Consider the following 25,608-nt stretch of genomic DNA (forward strand, 5'->3'; position numbering starts at 1 on the left):
ACCGACGGCCACGGCCTACCGACCCCACCGCGACCCGCCCCAGGTCCGGACCCCACAGGTCCAGGACCCCCGGGCCGGAGCGCGACGCGCACGCTCCGGGGCGACCGGAGGGTCAGGCCGGGTCGGGGCGCAGGGAGCGCCAGATGTGGTCCGGGAGGTAGCGGGCGGCTTCGGTGAGGTCGATCTCGTAGGTGCTGGACAGCCAGCGGCGGGCGGCCTCGGCGAGGGGGCCCATGACCAGGACCTCGATCACGGGGGCCGGCAGGGGGGCGATCTCGCCGCGCTCCATGCGCACCCCCAGCCACTGCATGATGGCCGCGAACTTCTCCGCCTTGGCCGCGCCGATCTCCTCGGCGTGGGCCACCAGGTAGCCGGAGTAGGCGGAGGCGTGCAGGAACAGCGCCACGTCCCGGTGCTCCTGGGTGAAGGCCAGGTGCGCCGCCACCCAGGAGCGCACCCCCGTGCGGGCGGTGCGGCACCGGGTGAGGGCGGCGACCATGTCGTCGCACAGCATGTCCATGCACCGGATGTAGAGCGCGGCGGCCAGGCCGTCGAAGCTGCCGAAGTGGTGGTAGAGGCTGCCGAGGCTGACCCCGCTGGCCGAGACGACCGCGTTCACCGTGAAGCCCTGCTGCCCGGACTCGGCGAACACCCGCAGCGCGGTGGTCAGGAGGAGGTCGACGGTGGCTTCGCCGCGTTGTTGCTTGGGAGACATGCTGCGGTCCCGTCGGTGTGCGTGGTGATGCTGTCCGGAATCTGCGCCACCGAGCGTAGCAAGATCGCGGAACTGGAAGACCTTTCTAGAAAGATCCTTCGTGATTCCTCGCGGCGACGGGGGTCGACGGGGGTCAGGGCGCGGTGGAGCGCTCGTACAGGATCTTGGTGTCGTCGCCGAAGTAGATGCTGTACGAGGTCCTGTCGTCGCCGCCCCCGTCGCGGCCGCCGATCACCCCGATCAGCGTGCGGCCGTCGGTCAGCACCGGGCCGCCGCTGGTTCCGTTCGGCACGTCCGCGCAGTCCAGTCGCAGCTGCGTCGGTCCGGCGGCGACGGCGGTGTTGCGGCACTCCAGCGGCTGCTCGGAGTGGTTCGGGTAGCCCACGAGTCGTGCGGGCGCGGGCAGTTGGGGCCGGAAGGCGATGGTCTCGGCGCCGGTGACGTCCTCCAGCCGCTGACCGGGGTAGCCGGGCCGGCGCAGCCGGAGGAAGGCGATGTCGTGGTCGGGGTCCTGGTCCCCGGTCCAGCGCGGGTCGACGTCGATCCGGGTGGGCACCCAGACGCCGTACGGGGCCACGCCGTCCCGGTAGCCGGGGGCGAAGGCGAGGTTGGTGCGGAACCCGCCGCCGTACGCGCAGTGGGCGGCGGTCGCGATGAGGTCGCCGCCGGGGGAGTGGACCACGACGGCCGAGCAGTGGTGGTCGGGGTCGCCGTCGGAGCCGGGGGAGAAGAGCGCGCCGATCGCGGGCTCGGCGGGGGCGGGCCGGGCCTCCAGCGGATCGGAGGGCTGCCAGCCGGCGGTCCGCCAGTTCACCGGGCCGGCGCCGTCGGTGAAGGCCTTGCCGTCCGTCGGCGGCTCCGCGGCCTCCCGGACGATCCCGTCCAGCACGGCGGCCGCCGTCTTGTCGGCACGCTCGGGGTCCTGCTGGTAGGTGCCCCGGGCGGGATCCCCGTCGGCGCGGTTGGCGGCGATGCCGCGCAGCTCCCAGGCGGTGTACCCGAGGCCCGCGAGGGCCAGGGTGCAGAGCAGGCCGACGAGGACGGAGCCCCGTACGCCCCGCCCCCGCTTCCGTCCCCGCTTCCGCCCGTGAACCCTGCTGACCATCTGGCACTCCCACCCCACCGATGCTTCTGACGCTCCGTTCGATGGGGGGACGGCGGCGCGGGTTCCGGGAACCGGACGTGTCCGTGCTCACAGTCGACCGGATTGTCGTGTGCGCATCATCCCCGGGTCTTCTGCCGGCCATGCAACCGCCCTGCGCTCAAGGACGGCTTCGCCGCCAACCTCGGTCGCGGCCCGGCCGGCCTCGACGCGCTGCTGACCGGCCAGCTCGGCGACGCCGTCCACGGCCCCGGCCGGCTCGCGGCCGGACACCCCGACCTCGACACCGCCGCCCACGACGTCGCCCCCGCCATCGACTCCACCCGCCCGACCGAGGCACAGGCCCGCGACCGTCTCGCACTCCTCGCCGGCCACCACGCCTCGATCGTCTCCGCCGGCTGGTACCCGCTGCCCCAGGTCCTGGCGACGGTGGTGCCCCGCGGCCGCCGAGCCGCGGCCGCCGAGCCGCGGCCGCCGAGCCGCGGCCGCCGAGCCGCAGGCGTTGCGAACTCCCCTTTCCGTGCCCCTTGTCACCCGCACGGCGCTATGGTGCGGGCGGGGCGACTGTACGAGGGGGCGGGGCGGCGATGCGTTTTCTGTTTGTCCACGGCACGGGGGTACGGCGCGAGCGGCACGACCGGCTCTTCGGCCTGGTCCGGGAGCGGCTCACGGCGAGATTCCCCGACGCGGCGGTCGAATCCTGCTACTGGGGCGACCGGTTCGGGGCGACCCTCGGCGCGGGCGGCCGGTCCGTGCCCGGCTTGCGGCGGCCGGGTCCGGACGCCGATCTCGACCCCGTGGACGCGGAGACGGCCGAGTGGGCGCTCCTGCTCGCCGACCCGCTGTGCGAGCTGCGCGTCCTGGCCGAGGCCGGTTGGGAGAGCCGGGACAACGGGCACAGCGGGGACAGCGGGGACGCCGAGGACGACGGCTTCGCCATGCCCGGCGTCCAGTCCGCCGGGGCCGGGGTGCTCGGGCTGCTGGCCGCGTTACCGCCCGCGCCGCCCCGGGCCGGGGACGAACTCGGCGCACTGCTGCACGGCACCGGGCTCGCCGCGGGCTTCGCCGCCGCCCTGGGATCCACCGCCCGCTCCGCCGAGGCCGCCCGGGCCGGGGAACGCGCCGCCGACGAGCCGCAGGCCCGGGAGCTGGCCACCGCCCTGGCCCGGGCCGTGACCGCCGCCGCGCTGGCCCGCGCGGGAGCCGAGGCCGACTGCACCGGCGCCGAACGCGACCGCCTCGTCGAGCTGCTCACCACCCGACTCGGCGGGGACGCCCGGGTACCCGGCGCCCGCGCCGCCGCCGTCCTCGGCCGACTCGCCCTGCGCGTCACCACCCAGCCCCTGCTCAACGCCTGGCGCGGCTCCCTCACCGTCGGCGCCACTCCCGTACTCGGCGACATCCTGCGCTACCAGGTCCGCGGCCACGACCTGCGCACCTTCCTGCACGCCCGGATCGCCGCCGACCCGGGGCCGACCGTACTCATCGGCCACAGCCTCGGCGGGATCGCCCTGGTGGACCTCCTCGCCCTCGCCGCCGCCCGCGGCGAGGCCGTGCCCGGGGCGGAACTGCTCGTCACCGTCGGCTCCCAGGCCCCCTTCCTCTACGAGCTCGGCGCGCTGAACGCGCTCGAACCGCGCGCGAAGCTCCCGTACGGCTTCCCGCGCTGGCTCAACGTCTACGACCGCCAGGACGTGCTCTCCTACCTCGCCGGGCCGGTCTTCCCCGGCGACCCGCGCGTCACCGACCACGAGGTCGCCAGCCGCCAGCCCTTCCCGGCCTGCCACAGCGCCTACTGGAAACAGGACTCCCTCTACGAGCGGATCGAACAGGCGGTGGCCGAAGCGGAGATCGGGTGATCCCCGCCGACTTCCTGCCCCCGGCCCTCGGGCCGCGGCGCACCTTCGCGCTCGTCGCCGGGGTCGAGCGCTACGACATCAGCCACCACTGGAACCTGCGCGGTCCGGCCCGCGACGCCCTGCGCTTCGCCCGCTGGCTGACCGGCCCCGCCGAGGTGCCGCCCGGCAACGTCCGGCTGCTGCTGTCCCCGCTCGACGCGCCGGACGCCCTCGACTGGCCGGACACCCCGGCCATGGCCGCCCTGCGGACGGCGCACCGCCCGGCGACCGAGGAGAACGTCAAAGCGGTGCTCCTCGACGAACTCCCGCAGTGCGACGGCGACCTGCTGTGGATCTTCTGGGCCGGACACGGCTACCTCGGGCCGCGCCAGGAGCTGATGCTGCCCTGCGCCGACGCCCGCCGCGGCCAGATCAGGCACCTCAACCTGGACTCGGCGCTGCGCTGGTGGCGGACCGACCTGGTCAAACCCCGCCGCTTCCCGCTCCAGGCCGCACTCGTGGACTCCTGCCGGGTCGACGCGCCCCGCGACGCCCGGTGGAACTTCGGCAACACCGACTACGGCGGCGGCAGTTCGGTGCCGGGCCGCCGGCAGTTCCGGCTCTACGCCTCCCGGGAGGGCGAGGCCGCGCAGAACGACGCCGAGCGCGGCGCCGGCCGGTTCACCGAGGCCCTGCTCGGCGAACTCGGGGAGCGCTCCGTGCGCGAGAGCGTCAGCGGGCTGCCCGGCGCCGCGCTCAGCATCCACCGCACCTTCCAGGAGCTGCGCGAACGCGGCGAGGGCTGGCAGCTGCCGCAGTTCCTCGTGGACCGGGACTGGGACGCCTGCTCCTTCCTCGACGACGACCTGCCCGGACCCCGGGTGCCCCGGACCGCCCGGCTCGACCAGCCGGCCTGGGACGGGCTCGGCGAACTCTTCGAGGGCCGCGAGCTGCCGCGCTGCGCCCACGAGGCCTACGCGTGGTCGTTCAAGGCGGCCGGCTGCACCACCCCGGTGCGCGGCGGCCTGCCGGGAGACAGCCTCCTGGAAGTGGTCCAGGACCTGGACGAGCGCCAGGGCGGGCGCGACGGGATGCCGCTGGCCGTGCCCTTCGTACGGTTCCTCGCGGACCGGGCCGCCGCCGCGGGCGACGCCGACTGGGCGGCCCGGCTGCGGGACTGGGTGTACGCCACCCGCGAGCGCCTCGCGCTGCCCGCGGTGCCCCCGCCCCCGCCTCCATCGCGCCGGACGGTCGTGCACGTCCGGCTGGAGGCGCCGCCGGACGGCGGGCCCGGCCACCTGGCCCGGATGTGGCTGCACGGCGAACGGGCCGAACACATATGGGAGTCGGAGGGTGCGCCGGTCCGGCTGGACGCCGTACGGGAGGAGCTCGTACGCCAACTGGCGCTCATCGCAGGGGCGTCGGCGGACGGCGGGGAGAGCGGGCGGCGGACGTACGGAGCGGTGGACCGCATCGAGTTCCACGTGCCGTACGAGCTGCTGGACGCCGACTTCGACCAGTGGCCGGTGCCCCGCGGCCCGGCCGGCCGCCCCCGCGCCCTCGGCCTGCTCCACCAGGTGGTGGTGCGCTGTCCGCAGGAGCGGACGGACACCCGGGCCGAATGGCACACCTCCTGGCGCTGGCTGTGTGCCCGGGGCGGCCGGCACCGCGACGCCGTCCGGGTGGTGGAGGACCCGGGGGTCACGGATGCGCTCGGGATGGAGCTGGCCGAGGGACCGGCGCCCGCCTGCGTCCTGGCGCACACCACGGCCGCGCCGCACGCCGGACTGCTGGAAGCCGTACTCGAAGGCGGCGTCCCGGTGGCGGTGTGGCGGCGCGGGGGCGGCGCGCCGGCGCCCGCGCTCCTCGACCTGCTCGCGCCGGCCGGGCCGGACGGCCGGCCCGACCCCGGCGCGCTCGACGTACTGGCCCTGCCCGCGCGCGTGCGGGAGGTGCGCCGGGCGGCCGCGAGCGCCCCGGACGCTCCTGCGGGTGCCGTGCACGCCGCCCGCCAACCCCCCTCAGGGGGAGACCAGTTGGTGCTCCTGTGGGACGATCCCGACGACATGCCGGGCCTCCGGTCCCTGGCCTGAACCCCCCGACCACGGACAGACCGCGACACCGACGATGGAGGAAGAGGCAGTGGTGAAGGACTGGTGGCTGTACCACGGGAGCGGCGCGGGCGGGGACCGGCGCACCCGCCTGGAGGCCGGATCCCCGCCGCCCTGGCGGGACTTCACCGGCACCCCCGACCCGGGGTACCTGCCCCCCGGGTGCGAGGGGCCGGCCTGGGAGCGCACCCGGCGGCGCGGTGCGGGCTACGTACCCGACGAGCCGGAGAAGGACGTCGTCAACACGGCCCTGTACCTGCGCCGGCCGCTGCTCATCACCGGGAAGCCGGGCGTCGGCAAGTCCACACTCGCCTACAGCATCGCCGCTGACCTGGGCCTGGGGCCCGTACTGCACTGGCCGATCACCAGCCGGACGGTGCTGCGGGACGGGCTGTACCTGTACGACGCCATCGGGCGCCTCCAGGAGGCCGGCCTGGAGCAGCTGCGCACGCCGGGCGCGCAGCCCGCGACCGCCGCCGGCGTACCGCCCCCACCGGACCCGGCCGCCGTCCCCGCCGCCCCTTCGATCTCCCGCTACCTGCGCCTCGGACCGCTCGGCACCGCGCTGCTGCCGCAGGACCGCCCGCGGGTCCTGCTCGTCGACGAGATCGACAAGAGCGACATCGACCTGCCCGGCGACCTGCTCACCGTCTTCGAGGACGGCGGCTTCCTCATCCCCGAACTCGCCCGCCTCGCCCAGGAGGACCCCGCCGTCGCCATCGGCACCGACGACGACCCCGACGCCGCCGTGCGGATCACCCAGGGCCTCGTCCAGTGCCGGTACTTCCCCGTCGTGGTCCTCACCAGCAACGGCGAACGCGACTTCCCGCCCGCCTTCCTGCGGCGCTGCGTCCGCCTCCACCTGGAGCCGCCCGGACCGGAGAAGCTCGCCCGCATCGTGCGCCGCCGGCTGGGCGTCGACATCGAGGACGGCGAGGAGTACCAGGAACTCGTCCAGAGCTTCCTCGACCGCGGCGAGGACGGGGACCTGGCCACCGACCAGCTCCTCAACGCCATCCAACTGCGCCTCGCCGGCGCCTGGTCCGCCCCCGGCGACCGCGACCGCTTCCTCGCCACCGTCATGCAGCACCTGACCGGGCCGACGGCGTGATCGAGAGGCTGCTCGCCGCCTTCGCCGAGGGCGCCGACGACGACGGCGGACCGCGCACCGGCGTGGGGGCGGAGGAGATTGCCGACATCCTGTGGCTGGCGGCCCGGGTGGACCCGGCCGGGGCCCGTCCGCCCGGTGCGTCCGCCGCCGACCCCGCGGGCGAGCAGCCGCCCGTCCCCGAGCCCCCCGCGCCGGAGCCCGGTCCGGCCGCCCCTCCCCCACTCGTGCCCGGCGGCCCTGGCGGGGGCGAGCCCGCCGTCCAGTTCTTCCCGGCCTCCCCGCGCGAGCCCGCCGGAAAGCCGCCCGACGTCCACGGAAGGCCGGCCGATGCCGCCGCGAGCCGCCGGGGCTCGCCCGTACGGCTGCCGCGTGCCGCCTCGCTCGACGATCCGCTCGCCCTGATGCGCTCCCTGCGCCCGGTCGGCCGGCGCTCCATCGGCGGCCCCGGGGAGGAACTGGACGAGCAGCTCACCGTCGAGCGCAGCATCGAGCGGATGGTGCCGACCCCGGTCCTGCGGCCCGCCGAGAGCCGCTGGCTGGACCTGGCGCTGGTCGTGGACACGCACCACTCGATGCTGCTGTGGTCGGACCTCGTGGACGAGCTCCGCCGCGTCCTGACCCGCAGCGGTGTCTTCCGCGACGTGCGCACCTGGCAGCTCACCGGTACCGGATCCGGCGCCACGCCGATGCTCACGCGCGGCCGCGGCGGCCCGCCCCGCAACCCGCTCGAACTGGCCGACCCCGCCGGCCGCCGGCTGATCCTCGTACTCTCCGACACCGTGGCGGGCGGCTGGCGGGAGGCCCCCGTCCAGGGCGTGCTCCGGCACTGGTGCGCGCACAACGCCGTGGCCGTCCTGAACGTCCTGCCCGAACGGCTCTGGACGCGCGGCGCCGTCCGGCCCGTCCCCTTCGCCGTCCGCGCGGACCGGCCGGCGGCCGCCACCCGCTCCTGGCAGCAGGTACCGGCCGCCCGGCGGGCCGCCGCTGCCGCCGCCGCGGCCGTCGTGCCGGTGGTCGGCGTCGCTTCGGGGAGCCTGGCCCGGCTGGTGCGCGTGGTCTCCGGGGACGGCCGGTGGCGGCGGCTGGCCTGCCTGCGCCTGGACGCGGAGCCGGGGACCACGAGCGCCCCGGAGGATCCCGCCCCCGCCGGCGGCCGCAGCGCGCTGGAGGTGGTGGAACGCTTCCGGGCGAGCGCCTCCCCGACCGCGCAGCAGCTCGCCGCCCACCTGGCCGCCGTACCGCTGACCCTGCCGGTGATGTCGCTCGTGCGGCGCTCCCTGCTGCGCGACTCGGAGCACGGCCACCTGGCGGAGGTCGCCCTCGGCGGGCTCTTCGCCCCATGGGGAGCCGAACAGGCCTCCGACGAGGTGGAGTTCGAGTTCCTGCCCGGCGTACGGGAAGCCCTGCTCGGCTCGCAGCTGCGCGGGGACGTGGCGGCCGTACGGGAACTGGTGCGCCGCCGCGTCTGGGAGTTCATGTCCCGCAACCGGGGCACCGGACCGGACTTCTCCGCGGTCCGGGTCGCCGCGGGGCGGGCCGGCCGCCGCCGGGTGGCCGACGGGGCCCTGCCCTTCGCGGCCGGGCCGCCGCAGGACCAGGGCCTGCGGGACCGGGTCGTACGCGTCCGCTACGACGCCCTGCCGGAGCCGCAGGAGGTCGGCACCCTCCTGACGCCCCGACTGGTGCTCACGGTCGGCGACGCCCCGCTCTCCCGGGGCGCGGTCGCCTGGGTGCGGGCCGGCGCCCGGGAGGTCCCCTGCCGCCCGGTGTGGTGGGACGACGCGCTGCCCCGGGTCTTCCTCCTGGAGGCCGACGAGGACCTGGTGGCTCCGGGCGCGTGGCCGGAGCTGATGCCCCCCGCCTGGACGGAGGACCCGGCCGCCGACCGGGTCCGTGCCGACGGCATCACCGATCAGGGGGACCCCGTCGCGCTGACGGCCGAGGTGGTCCCGTACGAGGGCGCCCGCAACGGCGAGCTGGTCCGGCTCTCGGCCGAGCCCGAGAGCTGGACGCACTACCGTGGCGGCCCGGTCTCCCACGCCGGAGAGCTGATCGGCATCGTCCACGGAGTCTGGCCGGACCGCATGGTGTTCCTGTCGGGCCGGGCCCTGCGCGAACAGCCGGGCTTCCGCGAGGCCGTGGAGGGGGCCGTGTGTTCCTGGCACGAGGCGTTGCTCCGGCTCGCGGCCGCCCTTCCGGTGTGCCTCGCCGTCCAGCCTGGTGACGACGGCGTGTACCTGCGCGGGAGCTCGCCGAACGCGGAGGTGTCGGACCTCCTGACGCGTCTCATGGGCGACACCCGCGTCACAGGGCGGGTGACCGGCGGCGAGGAGGGCGAGCCGGTGCTGGTCGTACTGGAGACGCCGGGCGCCCTGGGCAAGGCCGGCCGGCTGCTGTCGGAACTTCATGCGGCCGTGGCCGGGTTCGGTGACCGGCGGACGGACGGCACGCACCCCTCTGTGACCGTCTCCGTGGCGGCCGGAGAGATCGTCGCCGAGGGGAGCACCGCGGCGGGAGGGGCGATGGCCGATGCCGTCCGCCTCCTCCGGCACCCCGCGATCGCGGACCGGGCCCCGCGGCAGCCGGCGTTCGGGTCCCTGGTCCTGGCCCTGTCCCACCCCTTGTACGGGGAACTGCGCGGGCTGACGCCGCCCGATGCGCTGCGGTCACTCGACCGGTCGGAGGGCGGACCCCCGGGCTGGATGTGGACCGGGGACCCCGCCGAGCTCGGGCCGGCCCTCGCCGAGGCCGGTGAGCTGAGGAGCGAGGGCATCGGATGGCCGACCTGCGGTATCGGCGCCGTGGAGTCCGACCCGGCGGGGTGCCTCGGGATCCGGCTTCCCGGACACGACCGGTGCCTGGCCCATCTGGAGAGCGCGCAGCAGCGGGCCCACCTCGAAACGCTCGGTCCTGGGGCACCCCTCGACCTGCGGGGCACCACCTTCGAGCGCGGACTGCTGCAGGAGGTCCTGGAGGCGGTGCGCGATCCGGGCTCGCGGCGCGTGAGGCTGGGCCCGGCCGACTTCGACCACGCACGCTTCGTGGACGACTGGAACACGGTGGACGCCGAGTTCTCGGCCCGTGCCTCCTTCTCCCGGGCCGTGTTCGAGGGACGGGCCACGTTCGTACGAACCAGAGTCGGAGGGCGGGCCTCCTTCGCCGGCGCGATGTTCGACGGCGTCGCCGTGTTCGACCGGAGCCGCTTCGAGCGCGCGGCCACGTTCCGCCGTGCGGTCTTCGGCAGCTCGGCGGAGTTCACGGACACCGAGTTCCTCCACGGGGTCTCCTTCGGGCAGGCCGTGCTGGAGGCCGCGGCCGACCTGAACGGGATACGGGTGACCGGGACGGCGGACTTCTCGCGCGCCGTCTTCAGCGGTCCGGCCGGGCTGAGCGGGGCCGACTTCGTCGGCCCCGTCTCCTTCTCGTCCGCGACGTGGGAACGCGGACTGGTCTCCAGCGGCGCCGCGTTCCACGGACCGGTCGACTTCGGACACGCCGTCTTCCCGGGCCAGGCCCGCTTCGAAGGGGTCCGCTTCGAAGCGGACGCGGACGCCGCGCCCCCCTTGGGCGACCAACCGGAGCGCTGGGCCGTCCACCGGCGCGGGGACGGCACGTGGGACATCCGCCTGCTCGACCCCGGGGGCGACCCCGGCGACGGGTGACCCGGCTCCTCAGGGCCCGCTGTGCGAGGCCTCCAGTCGGCGCGGCGGGCGGACGTCCGCCGTGGTAAGGGTCGCCTCGATCTCGTCCAGGGCGCGCCGGGCCGTCGCGATGCGGTCCCGTACGTCCGCGTCGGCCGGCGGCGGCCCCGGCTGCTTCAGGTCGCGGTTGGCCGCGTCCTCGATCTCGCGTGCCTCGTCGAGGGAGTTGAGGACGACCCCGATGAGGACGTTCACCAGCACGAAGGAGGCGAGCAGCGCGTAGGAGGCGTAGTAGATGATGCTGAGCCGGGAGATCTGCAGCCCGGCCCGGACGGCGTCGGTCAGGCCGTCGAGGGTGGTGAGCAGGAACAGCGTGAGCATCGCGCGGCCCACCGAGCCGTAGTGTCCGGGGTCGGACTCGGCGAAGCAGACCCAGCCGACCATGGCGTACACGTACAGCACCAGCGCGCCGACGAACAGGAAGCTGGCGGTGCCCGGCAGGCTGCGGCCGACCGCGATCAGCAGGATGCGCAGGTGCGGCAGGAAGCGCGCGGTGCGCAGCACGCGGGCCAGCCGCAGCAGCCGCAGCAGGGTGGTGTTCTCGCGGACGAGCGGGACGAAGGCGGAGGCCACGACCGCGAGGTCGAAGAGATTCCACGGGTCGCGGAAGAATGCTTTCGGCCGGTCGGCGAACGCGCCCATGCGCAGCAGCATCTCCACGCTGAACAGGGCCAGGCAGCAGTTCTCCGCGCCCTGCAGTACGAGCCGGTGCTCCGCGGCGAGCCCGCTGTACGTCTCCACCCCCATCAGCGCGGCGTTGAAGAGGATCGCGCAGAAGACGACCATCCCGAAGGCGGGGGCCTCCGTGGCCACCCGGCACCGGGCCGCCAGTTTCATCCGACCACGTCCGGCCGGCTTCGGGTCAGTCATCGTGCTCCTCATACTCTCGTCTGCGCCGCGGGCGAACGGCGGCCCGCCTCTCTAACGCGCCACAGCCGATCGGGTTTCATCACTTTCCGCACGCCAACGCGCCGACTCGTGCGGGTTGCCCGCCGATCCGGTCCGGGAGACGCCGAACCGGGCGTGGAAGGCGCGTGGGGCGCCCGGAGCCGATGGCGGTGTGCGTGCTGCGAGCGGACTGCCGAGTACGGGCTACGTGAGCTCGCCGCGGATGAGGGCGATCACCTCGGCGACGTGCTCGTTGAGGTAGAAGTGGCCGCCGGGGAAGCGGCGGAGGGCGAAGGGGCCCACGGTGTGGTCGGCCCAGGCCGCGGCCTCCTCGGCGGTGACCTCGGGGTCGCTGTCCCCGGTGAGCACCGTGATCGGGGAGGTCAGGGCGGAGCCCGGGCGGTAGCGGTAGGTCTCGGCGGCCTTGTAGTCGCCGCGGATCGCCGGGAGCACCGACCGCAGCAGCTCATCATCGGCCAGGACCGCCGGATCCGTGCCGTTCATCCCCTTGATCCTGGCCAGCAGTTGCTCGTCCGGGGCGAGGTGGACCAGCTGGTTCTCGCGCGGGCGCGAGGGCGCCCGGCGCCCCGAGGCGAACAGCGCCACCGGCGCGGGATCACCGGCCGCCTCCATCCGCCGCGCCACCTCGAAGGCCAGGGACGCGCCCAGGCTGTGCCCGAACAGCGCCACCGGCCGGTCGCACCACGGCCGCAGTTCCGCGACGACCCGGTCCGCGAGCTCGTGCAGATCGTCGACGCACCGCTCGTGACGGCGGTCCTGGCGGCCCGGATACTGCACGGCGAGCACGTCGGCGTCCGGGGACAGGGCCCGCGACACCGGGAAGTAGTAACTGGCCGAGCCGCCCGCGTGCGGGAAGCAGAACAGCCGTACCGGGGCGTCCTCGGCGGGGTGGAACCGGCGCAGCCAGACGCTGGTCGCCGTCAGGGTCGAGGGGGTCGGGGTCGAAGGGGTCAGGGTCGTACGGGTCATCGTCGGTCGGTGTCCTTTCGGTGGGGGCCGGCGCGGATCACGGGGGCGGTCCAGGCGCCCGGCGGACGCCAGCCGCGCGCGGGACCCCAGTCGGCCCGGGCCGGGGGAGCGGCCTCCGCGCCGCCGCCGCCCGGCTGCCGGGCGGCGGAGAGCAGCGCGAGGAGGACGGCGGCCAGTTCGGTGCCGTCGGGTGCGCCGCGCACGATCTTCACGTCTGGTTCGGCCCGCTCGCTCATCGGGCGGCTTCCTCGGTCGTCGGGTCGGGTCGGGTCGGAGTGGCGCGGGGATCGGGGTCGGGGGCGGCGCCGGTCAGAACGGCGGGTTGCCGTGCTTGCGTTCGGGCAGCGGCACGTGCTTGGCCCGCAGCACTTCGAGCGCCTCCGCCAGCACCTGCCGGGTGACGGCCGGGTCGATGACATCGTCGACGAGGCCGCGCTCGGCGGCGTAGTAGGGATGCATGAGTTCCTGCCGGTACTGCTTGACGCGCTGTGCGCGCGCCGCCTCCGGGTCGTCCGAGGCGGCGATCTCCCGGCGGAAGACGACGTTGGCCGCGCCCTCGGCGCCCATGACGGCGATCTCGTTGGTGGGCCACGCGAACGACAGGTCCGCGCCGATCGAGCGGGAGTCCATGACGATGTAGGCACCGCCGTACGCCTTGCGCAGGATCACCTGCACCCGGGGCACCGTGGCCGCGCAGTACGCGTACAGCAGTTTCGCGCCGTGCCGGATGACACCGCCGTGCTCCTGGTCGCTGCCCGGCAGGAAGCCCGGCACGTCCACCAGCGTCACCAACGGGATGCTGAAGGCGTCGCAGGTCTGCACGAAGCGGGCCGCCTTCTCCGAGGCGTGGATGTCCAGCACGCCGGCGAGCGAGGCGGGCTGGTTGGCGACGACGCCCACCACGTGCCCGTCCAGCCGGGCCAGACCGCAGATGATGTTGGTCGCCCAGTGGGCGTGCACCTCGAAGAGATCGCCGTCGTCGATGATCTCCTCGATCACCGCGCGCACGTCGTACGCGCGCGCCGGGTCGGCCGGGACCAGCTCGGACAGCGCCTCGGTCCGGCGGTCGGCCGGGTCCCCGGCGGGCACGGCGGGCGGCATCTCACGGTTGTTGGAGGGCAGCAGCGACAGCAGGTGCCGTACCTCCTCCAGGCACTCCTCCTCGGTGTCGTAGAGGAAGGCGCTCGCGCCCGAGACCGAGGAGTGGACCTGCGCGCCGCCGAGATCGTTGTGGCTGATCCGCTCGCCGGTCACCGCCTGCACCACGTCGGGGCCGGTGATGTACATCTGCGCGATGTCGCGCACCATGAACACGTAGTCCGTCAGTGCGGGGGAGTACGCGGCCCCGCCGGCGCACGGCCCGAGCATCACGCTGATCTGCGGAATCACCCCGGACGCCGCCACGTTGCGGCGGAAGATGCCGCCGTACCCGGCGAGCGCGGTGACCCCCTCCTGGATCCGGGCCCCCGCGCCGTCGCTGAGCGACACCAGCGGGGCGCCCGCGGCCAGCGCGAGGTCCATCACCTTGTGGATCTTCTGCGCGTGGGCCTCGCCGAGCGAGCCGCCGAAGATCCGGAAGTCGTGCGCGTACACGAACACCCGGCGGCCCCCGACCTTGCCCCAGCCGGTCACCACACCGTCGGTGTGCGGCCTGCGGTCCTCCAGGCCGAAACCCGTGGCCCGGTGCCGGCGCAACTGCTCGATCTCACGGAAGGTGCCCGGATCGAAGAGGAGGTCCAGCCGCTCGCGCACGGTCAGCTTGCCGCGGGCGTGCTGCGCCTCGGAGGCGCTCGGGGACGGGCCCAGCTCGGCGGACTCCTTGATCGCTCCTAGTTCGGCCACTCGGACACCGACATCGGCAACTGTCATGCTCCACCCGTTTCCTCGGCCGTCGGGGCGCGCCGATGGCGGCCCTGGGCAGTGCCCGCCATTGAAGGCGGCCGGGGCGCGCGCGGAGAACACCGACCACCCCCCTGACCGGGATAGGGGTGCCTCCGCGGGCCCCCGCAGCCGGCGGACGCACGCGCCGGAGCCCCCGGAGCCGGCGGGCGCAAGCGCCCCTTAAGGAGGTACGCGCAGGATCCGGGGGAATCGAGGTCCGCCATTCCACGGGCCCGCTGACCCGAGGGGATGCCGCGGATGTCACCGTCACGCTTCGCCACCTTCACCGAACTCCTCCGGGTTCGGGCGGCTGAACTCGCCGACGAGGACGTGCACGTCTTCCTGCGCGACACGGCCGGAGGAGTGGAAGCCGACCACCTCACCTACGGCGAACTGGACCGCGAGGGGAGACGCATCGCGGCCTGCCTGCGGGAACACGGGGCGACCGGGCAGCCGGTGCTGCTGGTCTACTCCTCCACCGTCGAGTTCCTCAAGGCGTTCGCCGGCTGCCTCTACGCCGGCGCCATCGCGGTCCCCGTGCCCATGCCGGGCGAGGCCGGCCGTGACAAGCGGCTCAACCGCACCACCGCCGTGCTCAAGGACACCGCCGCGAAGGTGGTCCTCACCGAGACGGACGCCGCCCCCGAGGTCGCCCTCTGGCTCGCCCGCAACGCCGGCCCCGACGCGGTCTGCGTGGTCAGCGACGTGCCCGGCATCGGCGACGCCGACGCCTTCCAGCCCGTCAGCGCCCGCCCGGACGACCTGGTGTTCCTCCAGTACACCTCGGGCTCCGTCTCCGAACCGCGCGGCGTGACCGTCTCGCACCGCAACCTCCTGGCCAACCAGGCCGCCCTGCAGAAGGTGCTGCGGACCACCCGCGAGGACGTCTTCGGAAGCTGGCTTCCCTACTTCCACGACATGGGACTGGTCGCCCACCTCCTGCACCCGGTCTGGCTCGGCAGCCACAGCGTCCAGGTCACCCCGCTGTCCTTCGTCAAGCGCCCGCTGCGCTGGCTCCAGGCCATCGACGAGTACGGCGTCACCGTCGGCGGCGGCCCCAACTTCTCCTACGACCTGTGCGTACGCCGCGTGAAGGACGAGCAGATCGCCGCGCTGGACCTGTCCCGCTGGCGCCTGGCCCTCAACGGCGCCGAACCCGTACGCCCCGAGAGCCTCGACGAGTTCGCCGAGCGGTTCGCCCCGGCCGGATTCCGCCCCGAGGCCCTCTACCCCTGCTACGGACTGGCCGAGGCGACCCTGGTCGTCTCCGGCGGAGCCCCCGGCACCCCGCACGTCCGCCGGGACTTCGACAAGACCGCCCTGCAGCGCGACCAGGTGCTCCGCGCCGGGTCCGGACAGGACGTCAAGACCCTGATCGGCTGCGGCACCCCCGTCGACGTGGAGGTCCGCATCGTCGATCCGCTGACCCACCGCGAACTGCCGGCCGGCGCCGTCGGCGAGATCTGGCTGCGCGGCTACGGCGTGGCCCGCGGCTACTGGCGGCGGCCCACCGAGACCGCGCACACCTTCCTCGCCAGCCTCAACGGCGAGGAGAGCAACTTCCTGCGCACCGGCGACCTGGGCATGCTCGAAGAGGGCGAACTGTTCGTCACCGGGCGGCTCAAGGAAGTCGTCATCATCAACGGCCGCAACGTGTACCCGCAGGACATCGAATGGGCCGCCCGGACCGTCAGCCCCGCGCTGACCTTCGGCGCCGGCGCCGCGTTCTCCGTCGACGCCGGGGGCGAGCAGCTCGTCCTCGTCCAGGAGGTGCGCGGGGCGGGCAGCGCCGAACTGCGTGCCGTCGCGCAGCGGATTCAGGCCCTGATCGGCAAGGAGTTCGAGATCCCGGCCGGCAACGTGCTGCTCGTACGCCCCGGCACCGTACGCCGCACCAGCAGCGGCAAGGTCCAGCGCACGCTGATGCGCAAGCTCTTCCTCGACGGGGTGATGCGCGGCGAGTACGAGGTGCTGACCCCGGACGTGTTCGCGCTGGCCCGCGCCGAGGACGTGCTGTTCGGGGAAGACCTGCTGCGGCCGGAAGGAGCCGACGGAGGAAGACGGTGGTGACGTCGCTCCTCGGCGACCAGGCGGTGGCCCAGCAGCGCGAGAAGACCGTCCGGGCCCGGGTCGCCGAGCTGGAGGCGCTGTTCGGCGACCCCTCGGATCCGGCCAACCCGGTCGGCTACACCGCGCTGCTGGAGGCCGACCGGGCCGCGGTGCCCTTCGCCGCGGGCGAGGCGCTGCTCGACGGCTTCGGCATCACCGACGAGTACATACCGCGCGCCCTGGGCGGGCGGCTCGACGGGATGGACACCCTGGTCAGGATCATGCGCCCGGTCTTCCGCCGGGACGTGGGCCTGGCCATGGGCCACGGCATGACCACCTTCATGGCGGCCTCCGACGTATGGACCGCCGGGAGCTCCCGGCAGCGGCACTGGCTCGCCGGACTGCTGCGCGACGGCGGCAAGGCGGCCATCGCACAGCACGAGACCGCCCACAGCAACGACTACGTACGCAGTCAGGTCACCGCCCGCCGCAGCGGCGACGGCTACCTGATCAGCGGCGGAAAGCCGATGGTCAACGACCTGGAACGGGCCGGGGCGCTGGTGCTGTTCTGCCGTACCGACCCCGCCCCCGGCAGCCGCAGCCACTCGGTGCTCCTGCTGGAACCCGGGCAGCTGACGGACGCACGGGCGGCCGTGACGGCCCGCCGGACCCCGGTCGGGCTGCGCGGCTGCCGGTTCGCCGGGGTCGAGTTCGACGACTGTCCCGTGCCCCGGTCCGCCCTGCTGGGCCCGGAGGGCAGCGGGATCACGACCGCCCTGCGCTCGTTCCAGATCAGCCGGACCGTGATCGCCGCGACGGCCGTCGCGGCCCTCGACACCAGCCTGCGCACCGCTGTCCGCTTCGACCGGGAGCGCTCCGGCGGCTGGCAGGCCGGCGGCCGCGGCGACGGCGGCCGCACGGGCGCGGCGCTCACCAACGCCTTCGTCAACCTGCTGCTGTACGACGCCCTCGCCGTCGTCGCCACCCGGGCCCTGCACCTGCTGCCCGCCGAGACGAGCGTCTACTCGGCGGCCCTCAAGTACCTGCTGCCCCGCGTCCTCACCGAGACCATGTACGACCTGTCCATCGTGCTGGGCTCCGGCTTCTACACCCGCGAGGGCACGCTCGGCATCTTCCAGAAGCACGTCAGGGACGTACCGGTGCTCAGCCTCGGCCACGCCGGGACCGTCGCCTGCCAGGCCACCGTCATCCCGCAGATGCCGCGGCTGGCGCGGGCCTCCTGGTTCGTCGAGGACGAGGCGCCCGCCGGGCTGTTCCGGCTGCAGGGCGACCTGCCGCCGCTGCGGACCGACCGGCTCAGCCTCGCGTGCGGCCGGGACTCGCTCAGCGCGACCATGCTCGCCGTCAGCGCGGGCATCGACGGCACCGGCCCCGTCGAGAGCGCCCTGCGCACGCTCGCCGGGCAGCTCGTCGAGGAGTTCCGCGACGTACGGGCCCGGGTGCTCCGGCTGGAGGCGGCCGGTGCGGCGGCCACCGCTCAGCCCGCGAAGTTCGCCCTCATGGACCGGTACGCGCTGCTGCTGGCCGCGGCCGCCGTACTGGGCCTGTGGGACCAGGGCCGCTACGGCCCCGACCCCTTCCTCGCCGACCCGTCCTGGGCCGCCGCCGCACTGCACCGCATCGCCCGGCGGCTGGGCGCGCGCGTCGCCGACCTGCCGCCGGAGTGCGAGACCCGGATCCGGCACGAGGTCCAGCTCCGCTTCAGCACCCAGATCAGCTACGACCTCTACTCCACGCCCATCCCGGGCTGACCGGTTCCCCGGCCGCCGGCGGATGCGCCGTACGCACTGAAGGAGTCCCACGATGACCGTTCCCACCGCTCGGCCCGCCGCGGCCATCGACGGCGTCCTGCCGCACGAGTGGCTGTACGCCCGGCTCTCGCTCTACCTGCGGCGCGCACCCGAGACCATCGACCCGAGCGTGCCGCTCGCCGAGTACGGCATGGACTCGGTGGCGGCCCTGAGCCTGTGCGGCGACCTGGAGGACGAGTTCGGCCTGGAGGTGGAGCCCACCCTGCTCTGGGACCACCCGACCGTGACCAGCCTGGTCGGCTACCTGTCGACGGTGCTCCCGGCCGCCTCGCCGGACGCGCAGGGCCGGCACTGATGGGGGACATCGCCGTCGTCGGGATCGACTGCGCGTTCCCCGGGGCGGCGGGCGTGCAGGCGTACTGGGACCTGCTGATGCGCGGCGGGGACGGGATCGGCCCCGTCCCCGCGCAGCGCTGGGAAGCCCAGGACTTCCCCGCCGTCAGCGGCCGCGGCGGTTTCATCGACGACGCCGATGTCTTCGACGGCGACTTCTTCTCCGTCACCCCGCGCGAGGCCGCCGCCATGGACCCGCACCACCGGCTGCTGCTGCCCTGCGCCTGGCGGGCCCTGGAGGACTCGGGCCGGGCCCCCGGCGATCTCGCGGGCACCGAGACCGGGGTGTTCATCGGCGTGATGGGCGGCGAATGGGGCCGCCTCACCATGAGCGACCTCGCCCGCGTCACCCCGCTGCTCGGCGCCGGCAGCAGCGCCGGCATGGCGGCCAACCGGATCTCCTACCACTTCAACCTCACCGGACCGAGCCTGGCCGTCGACACGGCCTGCTCGTCCTCGCTCGTCGCCGTCCACCTCGCCGCGGGCTCCCTGCTGTCCGGGGAGTGCGACACCGCCCTGGCCGGCGGGGTCAACATCGTGCTCTCGCCCTCCCTGGGCATGGTCTACGGCCAGCTCGGCCTGGCCGCCTCCGACGGACGCTGCAAGCCCTTCAGCGCCGACGCCGACGGGATCGGGCGCAGCGACGGCGTGGGCCTCGTGGTGCTGCGCCGGCTCGACGACGCGCTCGCCGACGGGCAGCGGATCTACGCCGTCCTGCGCGGCAGCGCCGTCAACCAGGACGGCCGCAGCAACGGGGTGATCGCCCCCAACCGCTGGTCCCAGCAGCGGGTGCTGAACTCCGCGTACCGGCGCGCCGGGGTCACCCCCGACCGGGTCGCCTTCGTGGAGGCGCACGGCACCGGGACCGTACTCGGCGACGCCATCGAGTGCGCGGCGCTCGGCGCGGTGCACGGGATCCCGCGCGAGACCCCCTGCGCGATCGGCTCCGTCAAGGGCAACCTGGGCCACACCGAGGGCGCGGCGGGCATCGCCGGCCTCATCAAGACCGTCCTGGCCCTGCACCACCGGATCGTCCCCGCCAGCCTCTTCGCCGACCGCGAGAACCCGCAGCTGCGGCTCGGCGAACGCGGCATGCGGCTGCTGAAGTCCCCGATGCGGCTGCCCCGCGGGGAGAGCCTCGCCGGGGTCAGCAGCTTCGGCATGGGCGGTACCAACGCCCACGCCGTCCTGGGCTCGGCGCCCCGGATCCCGGTCGCCGCGGGAGCCCGTACGGGTGCGGCCCGCGACGCCGTCGGCGTCTTCACCGTCAGCGGCGACACCCCCGAGGCGCTGCGCCGCAACCTCGCCGCCCAGGCCGACGCGGTGGCCGGGCGGCCGCGCGGCGGGGCGGCGGCCCTGTGCTGGAGCAGCAACCGGATCAAGACGGGCCTGCCGTACCGGTTCGCGGCTCCCGTGCGCGACACCGACGAGCTCGTGGCCGAACTGCGCCACGCGGCGGCCCCCCAGGACGCGGCCGGGAGCGGCGGGCGTCCGTGGGGCAGGCCGGTCGTGGCCTTCCTCTTCACCGGCCAGGGCAGCGAGTACCCCGGCATGACGGCCGGGCTCCACCGCGACTCCCCGGCCTACCGGCGCCATCTCGCCGAGGCCGACGGGGCACTCGCCGCACACCTCGGCACGTCGGTGCGCGAGCTGATCCTCAGCGGCGACGAACGGGTCCACCGGCCCGAGTTCGCCCAGCCGGCGCTGTTCGCCGTCGGCTACGCACTGGCCCGCACGCTCACCTCGCTCGGGATCACCCCGGCGGCCGTCCTCGGCCACAGCCTGGGCGAGTACGCCGCCGCCGTGACCGCCGGGGCCCTGTCCCTCGGCGAAGCCGCCCGCCTGGTGGTCCGGCGCGGCGCGCTGATGGGCGAACTGCCCGCCGGCGGCGGCATGATCGCCGCGGCCGCCGCCCCCGAGGAGCTCGCCGAGCTCCTGGCGGGGGAGCCGGGCACGGTCGTGGCGGCGCTCAACGGCCCCGCGGACACGGTGGTGTCCGGACCGCTGCAGGCGCTGGAACGGATCGGGCGGGAGCTCGCGGGCCGCGGCGTGCGGGTCAGGCAGCTGCCCGTCTCCCACGCCTTCCACTCGCCCCTGATGGCCCCGGCCGCCGCGGGCCTGCGCACCGAGTCCGTGCGCTGCGAGCCGCCCGCGGTACCGGTGGCCTCGACCCGGCACGGCCGGATGCTGCGCCACGACCTCATGGACGCCGGCTACTGGGCCGGCCAGATCGAGGAGCCCGTGCTCATGGACACCGCGCTCGGCGCGCTCGCCGCCGACGTCGCCCCCACCCACCTGATCGAGATCGGCCCGCGCGGCACCCTCCTGCAGATCGCCGCCAGGGGCGGGCGCGCGGCGGCCGCGGAGTTCCTGCATCCCGCCCCGGGCGCCGAGGCCACGGGGAGGGAGCTCGCGGCGACCGTCGCCGCCCTGTACCGCGGCGGGCTGGACCCGCTCTGGGAGGAGCTGTACGAACCGGGGCACCGGGTCGTCGAAGCGCTGGGCCCGTACGTCTTCTCGTCGGCGCAGCGCCACTGGGACCGGCAGGCGTTCGTGCACACCGCCCAGCCCCCCACGGCCCGGCCCGACCCCGCCCGGCCCGTCGCGCCGGTCGCCGCGCCTTTCGAGGCCGGCGCCGAGCCCGGGGCCCGTGCCGGGGCCCACGCCGACGATCCCGTGCTGCTCGCGGTCGTCCAGGCCGTCACCGAGGTCGGCGGCTACCCCCCGGAACGCGTCGTGCGCGAGGCCCGCCTCTACGAGGACCTCGGCTTCGACTCGGTGATGATCATGCAGCTCAAGAACCAGGTGGAGGCCAGGCTGCCACGGGTCGGCGAGGTCTCCGTGCAGGAGATGCTGCCCGCCCTGCGCTCGGTCGGCTCGCTGGCCGCCTTCCTCGACGACATGCTCCTGGCGAGGTCGGCATGACGCGGGCGACGGCCAGGACGGACGCGACGGATCCGGCGGACCGCGCCACGGTCTACCTCGCGGGGACCGGTACGGCGCTGCCCGGCGCCCCGGTGGACAACACCGCGCTCGGCGCACTGCTGGGCGTGAGCGAGGAGTGGATCGACATCTTCGTCGGCACCAGGACCCGGCACTTCGGCTGGGACCCGGTCACCGGAGAGGTCCGCGGCTCGCTCGCCGACCTGTGCGCCGAGGCCGGCGCCCAGGCCGTGAGCGCCGCGGGACTCGGCCCCGCCGACATCGAGTTCGTGGTGCTCGCGACCGCGACCCCGGACCTGCTCCTGCCGACCACCGCCGGCGAGGTCGCCGACCGGCTGGGCCTCGACCACCTGCCGGTCTACCAGATCCAGGCGGGCTGCTCCGGCGCCGTCCAGGCCCTCGACCTGGGCCGCACCCTGATCCTCGGCGGCCGCCGGGCCGGTCTGGTCCTGGGCGGGGACGTCACGCACCGGTTCCTGTCGCCGCGGCGGGACGCCGCCCGGATGCCCACCGAGGAACTGGTCAACTACGTCCTCTTCGGGGACGGGGCCGGCGCCGCGGTCCTCACGGACGAGCCCGAGGGCGAGCGGGTCGCCGTACGGGCGGTGCTGAACTCCTGGACCGGGCGGGGCCGTCCGCCCGGCCAGCTCCTGGACTGGTACGGAACCACCGACCGCGACTCGGAGCGGCGGATGCTGGCCGAGGACTACAAGGCGATCGAGGAGCACGTGCCGAAGATCTCCGTGGAGATCCTCTGGGAGCTGCTCGGGGGGCTCGGGTGGGGCCTCGACGACGTCGGCTTCCTGCTGCCGCCCCAGCTGTCCGAGCGGATGACCGCGCGCATCGTCGAGCGGCTGCCGGCCGGCCCCGCGCAGGAGGTCTCCTGCGTGTCCGAGACCGGCAACACGGGCAATGCCCTGCCCTTCCTGCAACTCGAGCGGCTGCTCCCGCAGTTCGCCGTCGGGGACCGGGCGCTGGCCCTGTGCGTGGAGTCCAGCAGGTGGATCAGGGCCGGTTTCGCCCTGGAGAAGGTGTGAGGCGTCGATGACGACGGGACTGGACCGGCTGCGCGAACTGCGCGCGCAGGGTCTGCTGGAGAAGGCGTACGACCAGGTGCCCGGGCTGCTCGCGCAGGAGGGCGGGCCGGGCGGCCCCGGGTCCGGGTCCGGGGCCGGGACGACCGGAGGGGCGGTGTCCGCGGCCGCGGCCGGCCGGCTGCTCGGCGGACTCGACGCCGACGCCGTGCTGGCCCACCACCCGCGGACCCCCGTCGTGACGGTGGCGGTCACCGGCCAGTCCACCGTCGGCCACGTCGTCGACCCGCTCCGGGGCGAACTGGCCCGTCACGGCCTGCTGCTGAAGCCGGTGCTCGGCGAACACGGCACGTACCTGCGCGATCTGACCGACCCCGGCGGCGAGCTGTGGACGGCCCGGCCGGACCTCACCCTGTGCCTGCTGGACGCCGAGACCGTCTTCGCGCAGGTTCCCGCGGTGTGGCGGCCCGAGGACGTGGAACGCGCGGCCGAGGAGGTCCTGAGCCGGTGCGACGCGCTGGCCGGGTCGGCCCCGGGGACCCTGGTGCTCAACACCCTTCCCCTGCCGCGCGCCTACAGCCACCAGCTGATCGACCACCGCTCCCGGGCCCTCCTGGGCGCCGTGTGGAGGGAGTTCAACGCCCGCCTGCTGAGGCTCGCGGCCGCATCCGCCGCCCGGCTCGTGGTGATCGACCTGGAACCGCTGGTCGGCGAGGGCGGGCCGGTCACCGACCCGCGCCTCGCCCGTCACGCCAAGGTCCAGCTCGGCGCGGAACTCCTGGCCGCCTACGCACGCGAGGTCGGCCACCTGGCCCGCGCGCTGGCCGGCCGGGTCCGCAAGTGCCTGGTGCTCGACCTCGACGACACCCTGTGGGACGGGGTGCTCGGCGAGGACGGGCCCGAGGGCATCGCGGCGGCCGGCACCCTGCGGGGGGAGGCCTTCGGAGCCTTCCAGAAGTGCGTCAAACAGCTCGGCTCCCAAGGCGTGCTCCTCGCGGTCAGCAGCAAGAACGACGAGGGCCCGGTCCTCGGGGCGCTGAGCACCCACCCCGATCTGGTGCTGCGCGAGCCCGACTTCGTACGGATCAACGCCAACTGGGAGCCCAAGGACGCCAATCTGGCCGACATCGCGCGAGCGCTGGACCTCGCCGCCGACGCCCTCGTCTTCGCCGACGACTCACCGGCCGAGCGCGCACTGGTGCGGCACGGGGCGCCCGAGGTGGCCGTGGTGGCGCTCGACGAGGAACCCGCGCTGCACGTGACCCGGCTGCTGGCCGACGGCTGGTTCGACACCCTGCGGCTGACCGACGAGGACCGGGCCAGGACCGGCGAGTACCACCGCCAGCGCGAGCGCCGGACGCTTCGGGCGGGTTCGGGCTCGCACGAGGAGTTCTTGCGGGCACTGGAGGTCCGGGTCGGGCTCGGCCCGCCCCGCCCCCACGAGTACGCCCGGATGTCCCAGCTGACCCTGCGCACCCACCAGTTCAACCTGGCCGGCGGGGGCCACACGGAGTCCGAACTGGCCGCTCTGGCCGCCGACCCGGCGCGGCTGCTGCTCGCCGCCCGCAGCGCGGACCGGTTCGGCGACAACGGCCTGGTCGGAGCGGTGCTCGGAACCGTGACGGAGGGGGTCCTGCTGCTGGACAACATGTGGCTCAGCTGCCGGGTGCTCGCCCGCGGCGTCGAACACGCCTGCCTCGCGGTGCTGTTGGAGCAGGCCCGCGCGCTCGGACTGTCCGGGGTGACCGCCCGGTACGTCCCCACCCCGCGCAACCACCGCGCCCGCGACTTCTACCCGTCCTGCGGCTTCACGCGGGCGGGTGACGGCGGGCCGGTGGACGCGGCGGTGGAGTTCCACCACGACCTGGCGCGGGTGCCGGAAGTCCCGGCGCACGTGCGCATCACCGAAACCCCGGGGGGAAGACGGATGGATGAGCCTCGATAGCCTCGACGCGTTCCTGCGGACGGTCCGCGACGACCTCGGCCTGGACATCGCGATCCCCGAGGGCGCCGACACCGCACTGGTGGAGCTGCCCGGCTGGGACTCGTTGAACCTGCTTCGTCTGGTGGCCCTCCTGGAGGAGTCGGGCCACCGGGTACCGGTACACCGTCTGCTGGAGGCGCACCGCCTCCGGGAGATCCACACCCTCATGAAGGAGTACGCATGACTGCCCCGGGCAGCCCCTCGCTCGGCCCACCGCTCGGTGAGCCCGTCGCCGTGGTACCGGGAGGCGACTCGTGGGACCGGGTCAGGGACGACCTCGCCTCCCACGGGACGGCGCTGGTCTACGCGTGGCTGAGGGACCTGGAGCCGCGCGTACCGTCCGGTGACGGGCTGCGCGAGCTGCTCGGCCGGGACTGGACGCGCTACCTCGACCTGACGCACGCGGACGTACGCGGCCGCTACATCGCCTCCCGGATGCTGCTGAAGTACGCGGCGAGCGCGGTGCTCGACAGCGATCCCGCGGACCTGGAACTGGCCTACGGGCCGACCGGCCGGCCGTACCTGCGCGGCTGCGACCAGATCGACATCAGCCTCAGCCACACCGAGGACCTGCTGCTCGTCGGGCTGACGACCACCGGCCTCATCGGGGTGGACGCGGAACGGGCCGACCGGGAGATGCACGCGGGCGGACTGGGCCGCCACATCTGCACGCCGTACGAGTCGGTGCTGCTGTCCGGCATGCCGGTGGCGGAGCGCAATGACGCGCTCGTGCGGCTGTGGACCCTCAAGGAGGCCTACAGCAAGGCCATCGGCCAGGGCATGCAGTTCCGGTTCACGGAGTTCGGATTCGGTCCGGACGGCAGGGCCGTGCGGGTCCAGCGGCCGGACGGGACCGCGGGGACCGGGGACGAGTGGATCTTCCGTACGTTCCCGGTCGCCGACGGCTACGTCGTCAGTGCCGCGGTGTACGACGCGGGCTTCGGCCGGCTCCAGGACGCCCACGTCACCACGATGCTCGACCAGGACTGCGTGGACGCGATCACGGAGGCGCTCGACGAGGCGGAGCACGAGGAGACGGCGTACGGCGGGATCGCGCACGGCGGGACGGAGTACGGCGGGGGCGCCGGCCGCTGAG

Annotated in this window: 19 protein-coding genes; 12 read left to right on the plus strand and 7 right to left on the minus strand. The window is 74.7% G+C overall.

All coding sequences use genetic code 11. The features are described 5' to 3' along the window. Positions 1–112: 112 nt before the first annotated feature. The 3 genes from OG332_RS35080 to OG332_RS47925 form a co-directional block, all read right to left on the minus strand. Positions 113–715 carry a TetR/AcrR family transcriptional regulator gene (locus OG332_RS35080; RefSeq protein WP_327417219.1) on the minus strand — a complete coding sequence of 201 codons (603 nt, stop codon included), beginning with the start codon at positions 713–715 and terminating at the stop codon, positions 113–115. A gap of 133 nt (positions 716–848) precedes the next feature. Continuing rightward, positions 849–1,820, minus strand: a complete 972-nt coding sequence (locus OG332_RS35085) for a trypsin-like serine peptidase (protein WP_327417220.1) — start codon at positions 1,818–1,820, stop codon at positions 849–851. 87 nt (positions 1,821–1,907) lie between these two features. Next, positions 1,908–2,195: a hypothetical protein gene (locus tag OG332_RS47925; protein ID WP_442816255.1), complete on the minus strand. Its 288-nt coding sequence runs from the start codon at positions 2,193–2,195 to the stop codon at positions 1,908–1,910. Positions 2,196–2,404: 209 nt separating this feature from the next. On the opposite strand from OG332_RS47925, the gene OG332_RS35095 reads away from it, so the two are divergent. Genes OG332_RS35095 through OG332_RS35110 form a run of 4 tightly spaced genes read left to right on the plus strand, consistent with a single transcriptional unit; the run spans position 2,405 to position 10,539 of the window. Further along, positions 2,405–3,676 carry a hypothetical protein gene (locus tag OG332_RS35095; protein WP_327417221.1) on the plus strand — a complete coding sequence of 424 codons (1,272 nt, stop codon included), beginning with the start codon at positions 2,405–2,407 and terminating at the stop codon, positions 3,674–3,676. Beyond that, a complete protein-coding gene (locus OG332_RS35100; RefSeq protein WP_327417222.1) occupies positions 3,673–5,748 on the plus strand; it encodes a VMAP-C domain-containing protein in 2,076 nt (691 codons plus the stop codon). The genes OG332_RS35095 and OG332_RS35100 overlap by 4 nt, the downstream gene beginning before the upstream one ends. A 34-nt stretch (positions 5,749–5,782) precedes the next feature. After that, positions 5,783–6,877 carry an AAA family ATPase gene (locus tag OG332_RS35105; protein WP_327417223.1) on the plus strand — a complete coding sequence of 365 codons (1,095 nt, stop codon included), beginning with the start codon at positions 5,783–5,785 and terminating at the stop codon, positions 6,875–6,877. Next, complete coding sequence (locus OG332_RS35110; RefSeq protein WP_327417224.1) at positions 6,874–10,539, plus strand: pentapeptide repeat-containing protein; 3,666 nt, start codon at positions 6,874–6,876, stop codon at positions 10,537–10,539. The genes OG332_RS35105 and OG332_RS35110 overlap by 4 nt, the downstream gene beginning before the upstream one ends. Before the next feature lie 9 nt (positions 10,540–10,548). On the opposite strand, the gene OG332_RS35115 is transcribed toward OG332_RS35110, so the two are convergent. The 4 genes from OG332_RS35115 to OG332_RS35130 form a co-directional block, all read right to left on the minus strand. Continuing rightward, complete coding sequence (locus OG332_RS35115; protein ID WP_327417225.1) at positions 10,549–11,448, minus strand: ion transporter; 900 nt, start codon at positions 11,446–11,448, stop codon at positions 10,549–10,551. Between the two features lie 222 nt (positions 11,449–11,670). After that, positions 11,671–12,456, minus strand: a complete 786-nt coding sequence (locus OG332_RS35120; protein WP_327417226.1) for a thioesterase II family protein — start codon at positions 12,454–12,456, stop codon at positions 11,671–11,673. Then, positions 12,453–12,692 carry an acyl-CoA carboxylase epsilon subunit gene (locus OG332_RS35125; protein WP_327417227.1) on the minus strand — a complete coding sequence of 80 codons (240 nt, stop codon included), beginning with the start codon at positions 12,690–12,692 and terminating at the stop codon, positions 12,453–12,455. The genes OG332_RS35120 and OG332_RS35125 overlap by 4 nt, the downstream gene beginning before the upstream one ends. A 73-nt stretch (positions 12,693–12,765) precedes the next feature. Further along, positions 12,766–14,325, minus strand: a complete 1,560-nt coding sequence (locus tag OG332_RS35130; RefSeq protein ID WP_327417228.1) for an acyl-CoA carboxylase subunit beta — start codon at positions 14,323–14,325, stop codon at positions 12,766–12,768. A 270-nt stretch (positions 14,326–14,595) separates the two neighbouring features. Between OG332_RS35130 and OG332_RS35135 the strand changes: the two genes are divergently transcribed. From OG332_RS35135 to OG332_RS35170, 8 genes are read left to right on the plus strand one after another with little or no spacing between them, the layout of a single operon-like run. Then, entirely contained in the window at positions 14,596–16,407 is a 1,812-nt protein-coding gene (locus OG332_RS35135; protein ID WP_327417229.1) for a fatty acyl-AMP ligase, read from the plus strand. Further along, a complete protein-coding gene (locus OG332_RS35140; protein WP_327417230.1) occupies positions 16,401–18,158 on the plus strand; it encodes an acyl-CoA dehydrogenase in 1,758 nt (585 codons plus the stop codon). Before OG332_RS35135 ends, OG332_RS35140 begins: the two co-directional genes overlap by 7 nt. 52 nt (positions 18,159–18,210) lie before the next feature. Then, on the plus strand, positions 18,211–18,513 hold the full coding sequence (locus OG332_RS35145; protein ID WP_327417231.1) for an acyl carrier protein: 303 nt from the start codon (positions 18,211–18,213) through the stop codon (positions 18,511–18,513). After that, complete coding sequence (locus tag OG332_RS35150) at positions 18,513–21,476, plus strand: type I polyketide synthase (protein ID WP_327417232.1); 2,964 nt, start codon at positions 18,513–18,515, stop codon at positions 21,474–21,476. Before OG332_RS35145 ends, OG332_RS35150 begins: the two co-directional genes overlap by 1 nt. Then, the gene (locus OG332_RS35155) at positions 21,473–22,531 is read left to right on the plus strand and encodes a 3-oxoacyl-ACP synthase III family protein (protein WP_327417233.1); all 1,059 of its coding nucleotides are present in this window, start codon (positions 21,473–21,475) and stop codon (positions 22,529–22,531) included. The genes OG332_RS35150 and OG332_RS35155 overlap by 4 nt, the downstream gene beginning before the upstream one ends. A gap of 7 nt (positions 22,532–22,538) precedes the next feature. Then, positions 22,539–24,473, plus strand: coding sequence for an HAD-IIIC family phosphatase (locus OG332_RS35160; RefSeq protein WP_327417234.1), 1,935 nt, complete (start codon positions 22,539–22,541; stop codon positions 24,471–24,473). Then, on the plus strand, positions 24,460–24,696 hold the full coding sequence (locus tag OG332_RS35165) for a phosphopantetheine-binding protein (RefSeq protein WP_327417235.1): 237 nt from the start codon (positions 24,460–24,462) through the stop codon (positions 24,694–24,696). Before OG332_RS35160 ends, OG332_RS35165 begins: the two co-directional genes overlap by 14 nt. Then, positions 24,693–25,607 (plus strand): 4'-phosphopantetheinyl transferase family protein, encoded by a 915-nt coding sequence (locus OG332_RS35170; RefSeq protein WP_327417236.1) that lies wholly within the window; start codon positions 24,693–24,695, stop codon positions 25,605–25,607. Before OG332_RS35165 ends, OG332_RS35170 begins: the two co-directional genes overlap by 4 nt. Position 25,608 lies beyond the last annotated feature (1 nt).

The sequence above is a fragment of the Streptomyces sp. NBC_01233 genome, assembly GCF_035989305.1.
In the GTDB taxonomy this organism is placed as follows: domain Bacteria; phylum Actinomycetota; class Actinomycetes; order Streptomycetales; family Streptomycetaceae; genus Streptomyces.

Bases quoted from the DNA above. Each gene is read 5' to 3' on its own strand.
- OG332_RS35155 (WP_327417233.1), top strand. From the start codon at position 21,473: ATGACGCGGGCGACGGCCAGGACGGACGCGACGGATCCGGCGGACCGC.
- OG332_RS35145 (WP_327417231.1), top strand. From the start codon at position 18,211: ATGACCGTTCCCACCGCTCGGCCCGCCGCGGCCATCGACGGCGTCCTG.
- OG332_RS35125 (WP_327417227.1), bottom strand. From the start codon at position 12,692: ATGAGCGAGCGGGCCGAACCAGACGTGAAGATCGTGCGCGGCGCACCC.
- OG332_RS35085 (WP_327417220.1), bottom strand. From the start codon at position 1,820: ATGGTCAGCAGGGTTCACGGGCGGAAGCGGGGACGGAAGCGGGGGCGG.
- OG332_RS35095 (WP_327417221.1), top strand. From the start codon at position 2,405: ATGCGTTTTCTGTTTGTCCACGGCACGGGGGTACGGCGCGAGCGGCAC.
- OG332_RS35105 (WP_327417223.1), top strand. From the start codon at position 5,783: ATGGAGGAAGAGGCAGTGGTGAAGGACTGGTGGCTGTACCACGGGAGC.
- OG332_RS35130 (WP_327417228.1), bottom strand. From the start codon at position 14,325: ATGACAGTTGCCGATGTCGGTGTCCGAGTGGCCGAACTAGGAGCGATC.
- OG332_RS35115 (WP_327417225.1), bottom strand. From the start codon at position 11,448: ATGACTGACCCGAAGCCGGCCGGACGTGGTCGGATGAAACTGGCGGCC.
- OG332_RS35165 (WP_327417235.1), top strand. From the start codon at position 24,460: ATGAGCCTCGATAGCCTCGACGCGTTCCTGCGGACGGTCCGCGACGAC.
- OG332_RS35170 (WP_327417236.1), top strand. From the start codon at position 24,693: ATGACTGCCCCGGGCAGCCCCTCGCTCGGCCCACCGCTCGGTGAGCCC.
- OG332_RS35135 (WP_327417229.1), top strand. From the start codon at position 14,596: ATGTCACCGTCACGCTTCGCCACCTTCACCGAACTCCTCCGGGTTCGG.
- OG332_RS35150 (WP_327417232.1), top strand. From the start codon at position 18,513: ATGGGGGACATCGCCGTCGTCGGGATCGACTGCGCGTTCCCCGGGGCG.
- OG332_RS35080 (WP_327417219.1), bottom strand. From the start codon at position 715: ATGTCTCCCAAGCAACAACGCGGCGAAGCCACCGTCGACCTCCTCCTG.
- OG332_RS35160 (WP_327417234.1), top strand. From the start codon at position 22,539: ATGACGACGGGACTGGACCGGCTGCGCGAACTGCGCGCGCAGGGTCTG.
- OG332_RS35120 (WP_327417226.1), bottom strand. From the start codon at position 12,456: ATGACCCGTACGACCCTGACCCCTTCGACCCCGACCCCCTCGACCCTG.